Source organism: Streptomyces phytophilus, assembly GCF_013870535.1.
GTDB lineage: Bacteria > Actinomycetota > Actinomycetes > Streptomycetales > Streptomycetaceae > Streptomyces > Streptomyces phytophilus.
In genome coordinates, this window is the sequence record NZ_JACBXC010000690.1 from 1 (window position 1) to 3205 (window position 3205).

Sequence of the window (3205 nt, forward strand, 5' to 3'; positions counted from 1 at the left end):
GGACCCGGTTCCAGCAGGGTCCAGGCGACGACCAGGTCGCAGGCGGGGTCGCCGACGCCCAGGCCGCCGAAGTCGAGGACGGCGCTCAAGTGGCCGGCCCGGGTGAGCAGGTTGCCGTTGTGCATGTCGCCGTGGAACCACACCGGCGGCCCGCCCCGGTCCCCCGCCTCCAGGGCCGCCTCCCACACCGCCGTCAGCGCGCGGGCGTCGAACGCCCCGGCCGCGCCCACCGCCGCGATGTCCGCCCGCGTCGTACGGTCGCGGTCGCGCAGCGGTACGGCGGGGGAGAGCAGCCCGTACGACCCCTCGGAAGGCGGCGCGAGGCCCTGTAGCGCGCCGAGGAACGCCGCCACGTCCGCGGCCGCCTCCGCCGGGTCCGCCAGGCTGGTGTGCGTCGGCGTCCCGCCGTCGAGCCAGCGCGAGACCGACCAGTGCCACGGGTACCCGAACGCCGGCTCGCCCACCTCCAGCGGCGCCGGCACGGCCAGCGGCAGGTGCGGGGCGAGACGGGGCAGCCACAGGTGTTCCTTCTCGGCCTGGCCCGCCGCCCAGTCGCCGCGCGGGAGGCGTACGGACATGGCGTCGCCGAGCCGGAAGATCACGTGGTCCGAGCCGCCGGGCAGCAGCGGGCGCAGCGGCAGATGCGCCCACCGCGGGAACTGCGCCGCCAGCAGGCGCCCGGCCAGCTCCTCGTCGACCGCAGGGACGGCAACGGCGGTGGCGGCACCGGCGTCCGCACCGGTGTCCGCGCCGGCGCTCGCGGTGGTCTCGGACGGCAAACGACTCTCCTCCCGGCCTGCGGTCCGCCTCATCCCACCTTCCCGACGCCCGCGCTGTCGAACGGTTTTCTGCCGCGCGGGCGGGCGGACCGCGCCAGACTGGAGGGATGCCCTTCCCCGACGAACCGCAGGTGGCGGCCGTGCTGGCGTACCGGCCCGCATGGCCCGAGGACTTCGCACGGCTGGCCGCCGAGCTACGGGCCGCCCTCGGCCCCCACGCCCGCGCCGTCGACCACATCGGGTCCACCTCCGTACCGGGACTGCCCGCGAAGGACTGCGTGGACATCCAGATACGGGTGGCCGCACCACTCGACGAGGAGCTGCACACGGCGCTGCTCGGCGCCGCCGGCTACCGCCGCCGCCCCGAGCCCTGGAACCGCACCGAGGTCTCCGGCGGGCTGGAGTGCCGCAAGCTGGTGTTCGCGCCGCCGGTCGGCGCGCGGCGGTGCAACGTCCACGTACGCGAGGCGGGCGGGCCGAACGCCCGCTTCGCGCTGCTCTTCCGCGACTATCTGCGCGCGGACGGCGCGGCGCGCCGGGCGTGGGGCGAGTTCAAGTCGCGGCTGGCGGACGGAGTTCCGGAGCTGGCGGCGTACGGGCAGGTCAAGGCGCCGGCGACGGAGGTGCTGATGATCGCGGCGGAGCGGTGGGCGGCGGCGACGGGGTGGGATCCGGGGAATACGCGTGACTCGAAAATCGAACACGTGTCAGAATAACTGCGTGACCCACGCCTTCCCCGAAGACCTCGTCCAGACCCAGCGCGACTGGTACGCGGTGTACCGCAGGCTCGCCGAGGAGCCGCGGCACAGCGCCAGCGAAACCGCGGTCCTGCGGCGGCGATTGCTGCGGCTGTCGGTGCGGGTGTCCACCCATCCGTACTGGCAGACGGCCGGCGGACGGCTGCCGTCGGCGCGGATGGCGCTGAAGGAGGCGGCCTGGGCCCAGGCACGGGCGGAGGCCGCGGGCAGGGGCTGACCGGCAGGCGCACCGGGAGGCGGCGCATGCCGTACGGGCCGGGTGGGCGCAGGAGTTCCGGCCGGGGCAGTGACGGGTTCCGGCCGAGCCGGTCCGGGCCGGGTGAGGGGCGGGGCCGACGAGGGACGGCCCCGGACACCCGGCCCGGACCTCCCCCACCGCTAGCCCTCCTCGCGACCCCTCCGCGCGACCCCTCCGCGCGGCCCCACCTCGCGAACCTGCCACGGCGCCCCCCGCGCGAGTGCCGCGTCCCGCGCAGCCGTCCGGCGCCCCGGCGCCCCCGCTCCCGTACACCGCGGCGGCCGGGCACCCGAGAGGGGTGCCCGGCCGCCGCGGTCTACCTGGTGTCGGGGGTCCGTCAGTCGTCGCCCTCGCGCTCGCCGAGGGTGATGTCCGCCGTCTTCTGGTCGCCGCCGCGCTCGTAGGTGATCTCCACCGTGTCGCCCGGCTTGTGTGCCCAGAGCTGGGCGATCAGCGTCGGCCCGCTGTCGATGATCGTGTTGTCCAGCTTCGTGATCACGTCGCCCGGCTGCAGACCCGCGTCGGCCGCCGGCCCGCCGGGCGTCACCGGGTCGCCGGCCGCGCCGCTGCCCGACTCGCTGACCTTCGCGCCCTTGCCCTGGTACGAGTTGTCGACGGAGACGCCGACGATCGCGTAGACGGGCTCGCCTGTGTCGATGAGGTCCTGCGCGACCCGGTCCGCCTGGTTGATGGGGATCGCGAAGCCCAGGCCGATGCTGCCGCCCTGGCCGCCGCCGAAGGGGCTGCCGCTGTCCGCCGGGCGGATCGCGGAGTTGATGCCGATGACGTTGCCACCGCTGTCCAGCAGCGGGCCGCCGGAGTTGCCGGGGTTGATGGAGGCGTCGGTCTGCAGGGCGTTCATGTACGACTCCTGCTGGCCGCTGGCGTCGCCGGAGGCCACCGGGCGGTTCTTGGCGCTGACGATGCCCGTGGTGACCGTGCCGGACAGGCCGAACGGCGAGCCGATGGCGATGGTCTGGTCGCCGACGTCGACCTTGTCGGAGTCGCCGAGCGGCAGCGGCGTCAGGTTGGCGTCGGAGGCGTCGGTGAGCTTGATGACGGCCACGTCGTAGCCGCTGGCCTGGCCGACGACCTCGGCGTCGTACGTCTTGCCGTTGGAGAACGTCGCCGTCAGCGACCCGCTGCCCTCGGCGCCCGCCACGACGTGGTTGTTGGTGAGGATGTGGCCCTGCTTGTCGTAGACGAAGCCGGTGCCGGTGGCGGCGCCCTCCTCGCCGCTGCCGCCGTCCCCGCCGCCGCCACCGCCGGCCTCGATGGTCACGACGCTGGGCAGCGCGTTGCCGGCGATGCCGGCGACCGAGCCGGGCGGGTTCTCGATCTTCTGGCCGTCCTGCGAGCCCGAGACGGTCGTGGACGTGCCGCCGGAGTCGTCGTCGGCCGCCCAGTACCCGATGCCGCCGCCGATGCCG

Annotated in this window: 4 protein-coding genes; 2 read left to right on the forward strand and 2 right to left on the reverse strand. The window is 75.2% G+C overall.

Translation table 11 applies throughout. The features are described from left to right. Positions 1–779: aminoglycoside phosphotransferase family protein (locus H5J30_RS23600; protein WP_181789379.1), on the reverse strand; the 779-nt coding region annotated here is incomplete at its 3' end. Positions 780–886: 107 nt separating this feature from the next. Here H5J30_RS23600 and H5J30_RS23605 point away from each other — a divergent pair. Then, on the forward strand, positions 887–1495 hold the full coding sequence (locus H5J30_RS23605; RefSeq protein WP_220189278.1) for a GrpB family protein: 609 nt from the start codon (positions 887–889) through the stop codon (positions 1493–1495). Positions 1496–1499: 4 nt separating this feature from the next. After that, positions 1500–1754, forward strand: coding sequence for a DUF8825 domain-containing protein (locus tag H5J30_RS37515; RefSeq protein WP_181789380.1), 255 nt, complete (start codon positions 1500–1502; stop codon positions 1752–1754). Positions 1755–2112: 358 nt separating this feature from the next. On the opposite strand, the gene H5J30_RS23615 is transcribed toward H5J30_RS37515, so the two are convergent. Then, positions 2113–3205: S1C family serine protease (locus H5J30_RS23615; protein ID WP_181789381.1), on the reverse strand; the 1093-nt coding region annotated here is incomplete at its 5' end.

What these genes read in the sequence shown, in the direction of transcription:
- H5J30_RS23605 (WP_220189278.1), top strand. Translation starts at nt 887, where the DNA reads ATGCCCTTCCCCGACGAACCGCAGGTGGCGGCCGTGCTGGCGTACCGG.